Here is a 7,025-nt window from a genome sequence, read left to right as displayed (position 1 = left end):
GATTTTCGGTATTTTAGACATTAAGAGTGATGCGAGTGCTCTGCGCCCTGTTGCGTTGGAAATGTCTAAAAAATTACGTCACCGTGGACCTGATTGGTCTGGCATCTATTCATCGGAGCGCGCGATTCTTGCCCATGAACGTCTTGCCATCGTTGGCGTGAATAGTGGTGCACAACCACTCTACAGCCAAGATAAGAAGCACATCCTTGCAGTTAACGGTGAAATCTACAACTACAAAGAACTTCGCGCCCGTTACGAAGGTAAATACGAATTCCAAACTGACTCTGACTGTGAAGTAATTCTTGCCCTATACGAAGAGATGGGGGCGGATCTACTTGAAGAACTCAACGGCATCTTCGCATTCGTTCTATACGATGAAGAGAAAGACACCTACCTAGTAGGCCGCGATCATATTGGTATTATCCCTCTATACCAAGGTTATGATGAGCATGGTAACTACTACGTTGCGTCAGAAATGAAAGCGCTAGTGCCTGTATGTAAAACAGTGAGCGAATTCCCTCCTGGTTGTTACTATGGCAGCGGCGACGCGGAACCTCAGCGCTACTACATCCGTGATTGGAACGAGTACGCAGCAGTTCAAGGCAACACAACCAGCAAAGAAGAACTAACTGAAGCTCTAGAAGCTGCGGTTAAACGCCAATTGATGACAGACGTGCCATACGGTGTACTTCTGTCTGGTGGTCTAGATTCATCAATCACTTCAGCCGTTGCAAAACGCTTTGCAGCGATGCGTATTGAAGACGACGAGAAGTCAGAAGCATGGTGGCCTCAGCTTCACTCATTTGCAGTCGGCCTTGAAGGCGCACCAGATCTGAAAGCTGCACGTGAAGTCGCTGAGCAGATCGGTACCGTTCACCACGAGATGACATACACGATTCAAGAAGGTCTTGATGCTATTCGTGACGTTATCTACCACATCGAAACTTATGATGTAACGACCATCCGTGCTTCTACGCCTATGTTCCTGATGGGGCGTAAGATCAAAGCGATGGGCATCAAGATGGTTCTTTCTGGAGAAGGTGCTGATGAGATCTTCGGTGGTTACCTGTACTTCCACAAAGCGCCAAACGCGAAAGAGTTCCATGAAGAGACAGTTCGTAAGCTTCTGGCTTTGAACATGTTCGACTGTGCTCGTGCAAACAAATCCCTAGCGGCATGGGGTGTTGAAGGTCGTGTACCTTTCCTCGACAAAGAGTTCATTGATGTCGCAATGCGTCTAAACCCTGAAGATAAGATGTGTGGCAACGGCAAGATGGAAAAACACATCCTACGTGAGTGTTTCGAACACTACTTACCAGAGTCTATTGCTTGGCGTCAGAAAGAGCAGTTTTCTGATGGTGTTGGTTACAGCTGGATTGACACATTGAAAGAAGTGGCGGAAGCAAAAGTAACCGATCAGCAGATGGAAACCGCTGCATACCGCTTCCCATACAACACACCAACAACCAAAGAAGGCTACGTATACCGCGAGATCTTTGAAGAGTTGTTCCCGCTTCCATCAGCAGCAGAGTGTGTACCTGGTGGCCCTTCAGTAGCTTGTTCTTCGGCGAAAGCGATTGAGTGGGATGAATCATTTAAGAACATGGCAGATCCGTCTGGTCGCGCCGTTCAAAGTGTCCACAACGATTCGTACTAATCACTAGGGCCTGTTGACCCTAATACACACCATGAGAGGCTCCTAGGAGCCTCTTTTTTATGTTCGCACGTTAAAATTTCACCACACTAAAAACACTCACTCAATGACAAAGTAATGTAAAAACAACCCTAGCATTATTGAAATCTAACTTTGTAGCACATATTTTTTAGACACATCAAGAAACAATTACTTACAAATTATACATTTAATATCAAAGTATAACTCTGACCAATATTTAACCCTATTGAAGATAAATAAACTAAGTAGTATACGTAGTGGCTTATAAAATTCTTTAATTAGTCACATTAGTAAAATTTATGACAAACCAACATCATCAAATATTTGGCCACCCTCGTGGTCTCTTCCTTTTGTTTGGTACTGAGCTTTGGGAGCGTTTTTCCTACTACGCAATGCGTGCCATCCTTGTCCTATATCTAACAGACGCCACAATGAACGGTGGATTAGGCTGGTCGACTAAAGATGCTCTGGATCTATACGGCATCTATACTGGACTTGTTTACATCACACCAATGATCGGTGGTTACCTCGCCGATAACTTTCTAGGCCAGCGTCGCTCTATTCTTATTGGTGGTGCACTAATGGCAATTGGCCAGTTCACCCTCGCTCTTCCAGCAGACATGATCGGCCTAAGTACGACTCACAGCTTCTATCTGGGCTTAGCACTGCTTATTGCTGGTAACGGTCTATTCAAGCCAAACATTTCAACCATGGTAGGCGATCTATACCAAGAAGGTGATAACCGCCGTGACGGTGCATTTACCATTTTCTACATGGGTATTAACCTAGGTGCGCTTATTGCTGGCGTGGTATCAGGCTCTGTAACTAATGAGTTTGGTTGGAAAGCAGGTTTCCTAGTTGCCGGTATTGGTATGGTGATCAGCCTAGTTATGCAGATGACCTTAGCGAGGTCTTGGCTTGGTGACATCGGTGTTGTTCCTGCCGCTGCTCGTGACCTTGAGCAAAAGAACTCAGCGCAAAAGCAACCTTTGACCAAACAAGAGATCGACCGCCTAAAAGTCATCATGGTGATGGGCCTATTTGTTATCGTATTCTGGGCAGGCTTCGAGCAAGCAGGCGGCCTGATGAATATCTACACCCAGCAGTACACTGACCGTATGATCGGTAGCTTTGAAGTTCCAGCGGCTTGGTTCCAGTCACTAAACCCGTTCTTCATTATCACCTTAGCGCCAGTACTTGCTGCGCTTTGGGTAAAACTTGGACCTAAAGAACCTAACTCACCAGTTAAGTTCGCTTTAGCTCTATTCTTCCTAGCCCTTGGCTTCCTGTGTATGGTTGGTGCGGTGATGGAGCAAGGCGGTGATACTACCGTTAAAACTTCTATGCTGTGGTTAGTTGGCGCATTCTTCTTCCATACACTGGGTGAGCTTTGCCTATCCCCGATTGGCTTGTCGCTAGTAACTAAACTTGCCCCACTACGTCTAGCATCACTAATGATGGGTGCATGGTTTGGCTTTAACGCAATCGCAAACTACGTTGCAGGCCTAATTGGCTCACACGTTAGTGAACTAGGCGCACTACCAATCTTTGGTGGTATTGCCATTGCAGCGACAGTTTCTGGCGTTATCTTGCTAATGTTTGCTAATACGCTTGTACGTTGGATGCATGGTGCAGAAACACCTGTTAGCCAAGCTGAGCAAGTTGAAGAGCAACAAGCGCAACTCGCTTAACAGTCACATTCTAGTTACTACAAGCCCAGCCAACTGATGATTGGCTGGGCTTTTTTACATCTGAACTATCGCGAGATAAATCACAGCTTTTGTTAAAGATGGAGCTAATTATCAAGAAAACTCACCACATCTCAGCTGTAATCGTTATATTCAAATAAGCCCCAATCAATAAATCATCCACTTGCGTAAGGCAGCTTTGTTTATGACTCGTTTTTGGCTTATCACTTTAACTCTCTTATTTTCTGCATCCTCTGTTAGTGAGCCACTTTACTGGCAAGCCCAAAAGGGCGACCTAAACTACCTTATTTTTGGCTCAATCCATGTTGGTGATGAGAACCTATACCCGCTTCCTGAGACCATAATCAAAACGTTACAACAAAGCGACTGCTTGATTATAGAAACTGATGTCAGGAAGACTCATGGAGTAACCTACCCACCTGTGACACTTTTAACCAGTGATGTACTTAATGAAAAGCAGACGAGGGAACTCAAAGGGCTAGCGAACCTGCTCAATCTTGATTCTAAATTGTTAATGGATTTACCACCGTGGGCAACCGCACTGACTATTACCAACAAACATATCGAATACCTTGGCTATCAATCAGCATTAGGGGTTGATTTACACTTAATATACAAAGCAACTGCGCAAGATATTCCTGTCCTTAGCTTGGAGACACTGCAATTTCAGATTGATATGCTGACAAAACAACCTGACTCAGGGAAAGAGTTTTTACTGAGCGCTCTGGAAGAGTTTGAGCATTCAGAACAAGCTGTCGATTGTATGATCAAAAGTTGGAAAGCGGGTGATCAGGAAAAGATGTTGGAATTCGGTAAGTTAACTGAAATGTCTCCCGAGCTTGAGCATGCATTTATCACTCAGCGAAACATTGACTGGGCTAAACAGCTCTCAGCACCAAGCTGGTCATCAAAAAAGAGCGGCTCATACGTGATAGTCGTAGGCACACTACATCTACTCGGCGAGCAAAGTGTTCTTGAACTCCTTGAGGCCGATGGATTTAAGGTCAAGCAGCTATCCACTAGTCAAATTGCTAGGTGTGAGTTTAAGTATTGAGGTGCGAAATGCGGGATGCGGGAACGTAACTCCACAAGCGAAGCGTTCCATAGGGCGAAGCCCGTTCCCTAAACGACGAAAGCCTGCTAAAAAGCAGGCTTTCTAAATATGGTCGGTGAAGAGGGATTCGAACCCCCGACCCTCTGGTCCCAAACCAGATGCGCTACCAAGCTGCGCTATTCACCGATAATGATTGTTAGAAACACGTTGTATCAGAGGGTCGCCCTCTGGTCCCACTATTCCTAACCTCGGGATGCGCTACCAAGTTGCGCTATTCACCGAGAAGTTGTTCAAGCTTATTGCCTGTCAACGAAGGCGTATATTACGGATTCTTAATCCGAACGCAAGCCATTTTGGCTAACTTTTTGAAAAATTAAGTTCGTTTGCCTAAAACATCAACGACGGGCGACAAAGTGTGAGCAAAAACACATCAATAGACACAAAGTCGCAACCAAATAACAACATTTGATCCAGATCAGTGTTGTTTTTTTAACCACGAATTACCTTAATCCTTGTCTTCACACTTTGTTCCACACGGAGGAAACATGGACTTTTGGCTCGATCTCCTATTTGGTAATGCAGTAGGTCTATCTTCAATGATTGTTATCTTTGGAGCCCTAGGTTTAATGCTCTTCTATGGTGGTTTTATCATCTACAAGGTGATGAACGACAAATCTCCTCACTAGAATCGCTTAGCACTATTCGTTGAATAGGCGTTCGCTATGCACCGAAGTGGATAACTTGTCTGCTTCGGTTTTTTATACGTTCAGAAACAAAATCTTGATCATCTTCCTTGCTTCAAAGGTATAATACTTTTATTGATTTCCTACTCTGAGATGTAGTTATGTCTCACGATGACGATTTCGGCCTATTCCAAGAGATGATGGGCGATGTTAAGCCGATCAAACAAGATACGACCGAACACAAAAAGCAACATACGATCACTGACGCACAGCTAGCTAAGCGCGAAGCCGCTATTTGGCTGACTGAAGACGACCCTGAATATCTCTCTATCGACCACGCAGAGATGTTAAAGCCAGACGAAATCATTGAGTTCAAACGCGATGGTGTTCAGACCGGCGTGTACAAAAAGCTACGTCTGGCTAAATACCCAATACAAGCCAAATTAGACTTACACAAGCGAACACTTGAGCAAGCCCGTGACGAAGTGGTTAAATTCCTCAAGCAGTGTATGCGCATGGACATTCGTACCGTGATTATCGTGCACGGAAAAGGCGAACGCTCTAATCCACCAGCACTAATGAAAAGCTTCGTCGCTCAGTGGTTGATGCAAATAAAAGAAGTCCAATGTGTTCACAGTGCGCAGCGCTTCCACGGCGGCACTGGTGCAGTCTATGTATTGCTTAGAAAAAGCGATGAGAAAAAGCTTGAAACCCGCGAGCGTCATCAAAAGCGTTTGGGCTAACTCATGCATCAATGCTAATATATCTGAGGCAGCCCGAGTGGCTGCTTTTTTAACGCCGTTGAGAAACGTAACTAAGGTAAAGACATGTCTCAAGAATCTGCAAAACGCTTAAATAAATTTATCAGTGAAACGGGTTTCTGCTCACGTCGTGAAGCGGACCGACTGATAGAACAAGGTCGAGTCACCATAAACGGACAAGTTCCCGAAATGGGCACCAAGGTTGTACCTGGTGATGATGTTTGTGTTGATGGCAAGCCAATTAGTGCTGCAACCGACAAACCTATTTATATCGCTCTCAATAAACCAACCGGTATCACCTGTACCACGGAGCGCGACGTAGCAGGTAACATTGTGGACTTTATTGGTCACAAGAAACGCATCTTCCCTATCGGTCGTTTAGACAAACCTTCTGATGGTCTAATCTTCCTCACCAATGACGGCGATATCGTCAACAAAATTCTTCGCGCGGGCAACAGCCACGAAAAAGAGTATGTGGTACGAGTCGATAAACCTATCAGCGATGACTTCATCAAGAAAATGTCATCGGGCGTCAACATCCTCGATACTGTCACGCTACCGTGTAAAGTCACCAAAGAGACCAAGTACTCGTTCCGAATTGTATTAACGCAAGGTTTAAACCGCCAAATTCGCCGTATGTGTGAAGCATTAGGCTATGAAGTATTTAAACTGCGCCGTGTGCGCATTATGAATATCTCACTTGACGGGATTCCAAACGGTCAATGGCGTTACCTAACCGATGCTGAAGTTGCCGAGCTCTTAGCTATGTGTGAAGACTCAAGCGGTACAGAGGAAGCATCTAAGGTTGATGGCAAGGGTAAACGCATCCGCAAAGCAACCGACGCTAAGCTATTTGATAGCCGTGAAGAGAACCAAGAGTCTAAAGCTCGCCGTAATCAAAAAACGCGCACCTTCAAAGGCCGTAATGCTGATGAGTTCCGCCACGCACCAAATTCAAAGAAGGGTCGCAACAGTGACAAGCACAGCGAACCAAAAGCAAAGCCAAATAAAAGCAAAACTTTCTACAAACCAGCAAGCGATAAATCAGAGCGCCCAGCTAAACCACGCTCTGGTGGTACGTTGAGTTTGAAGAAATAACAAAAAAGAGGAGCCAACTGGCTCCTCTTTAAATTTCCATTGCAT

General features: G+C 45.1%; 6 protein-coding genes and 1 tRNA gene. 6 read left to right on the top strand and 1 reads right to left on the bottom strand.

Going from position 1 to position 7,025, the window contains the following annotated elements; translation table 11 throughout:
• The first annotated feature begins 1 nt into the window (after window position 1).
• The 3 genes from asnB to QTO00_RS11565 all read left to right on the top strand — a co-directional run bounded on the left by asnB (window position 2) and on the right by QTO00_RS11565 (window position 4,438).
• Window positions 2-1,657: an asparagine synthase B gene (asnB, locus tag QTO00_RS11575; protein WP_331424955.1), complete on the top strand. Its 1,656-nt coding sequence runs from the start codon at window positions 2-4 to the stop codon at window positions 1,655-1,657.
• Window positions 1,658-1,974: 317 nt separating this feature from the next.
• Window positions 1,975-3,366, top strand: a complete 1,392-nt coding sequence (locus QTO00_RS11570) for a peptide MFS transporter (protein WP_331424954.1) — start codon at window positions 1,975-1,977, stop codon at window positions 3,364-3,366.
• A gap of 202 nt (window positions 3,367-3,568) precedes the next feature.
• Window positions 3,569-4,438 carry a TraB/GumN family protein gene (locus QTO00_RS11565; protein ID WP_331424953.1) on the top strand — a complete coding sequence of 290 codons (870 nt, stop codon included), beginning with the start codon at window positions 3,569-3,571 and terminating at the stop codon, window positions 4,436-4,438.
• A 109-nt stretch (window positions 4,439-4,547) separates the two neighbouring features.
• Here QTO00_RS11565 and QTO00_RS11560 read toward each other — a convergent pair.
• Window positions 4,548-4,624: transfer RNA gene (locus QTO00_RS11560), tRNA-Pro, on the bottom strand.
• 359 nt (window positions 4,625-4,983) lie between these two features.
• Between QTO00_RS11560 and QTO00_RS11555 the strand changes: the two genes are divergently transcribed.
• From QTO00_RS11555 to rluF, 3 genes are all read left to right on the top strand, one after another.
• Window positions 4,984-5,124, top strand: a complete 141-nt coding sequence (locus QTO00_RS11555; RefSeq protein ID WP_005476401.1) for a DUF3149 domain-containing protein — start codon at window positions 4,984-4,986, stop codon at window positions 5,122-5,124.
• Window positions 5,125-5,282: 158 nt separating this feature from the next.
• Window positions 5,283-5,864 (top strand): DNA endonuclease SmrA, encoded by a 582-nt coding sequence (gene smrA / locus QTO00_RS11550; protein WP_331424952.1) that lies wholly within the window; start codon window positions 5,283-5,285, stop codon window positions 5,862-5,864.
• An 84-nt stretch (window positions 5,865-5,948) separates the two neighbouring features.
• Entirely contained in the window at window positions 5,949-6,980 is a 1,032-nt protein-coding gene (gene rluF / locus QTO00_RS11545) for a 23S rRNA pseudouridine(2604) synthase RluF (RefSeq protein ID WP_331424951.1), read from the top strand.
• Window positions 6,981-7,025: the final 45 nt, after the last annotated feature.

The organism is Vibrio sp. M260118 (genome assembly GCF_036533755.1).
Taxonomy (GTDB): domain Bacteria; phylum Pseudomonadota; class Gammaproteobacteria; order Enterobacterales; family Vibrionaceae; genus Vibrio.
Note: the sequence above shows the minus strand (reverse complement) of the source record. Positions and strands in the feature narration are given on the sequence as shown.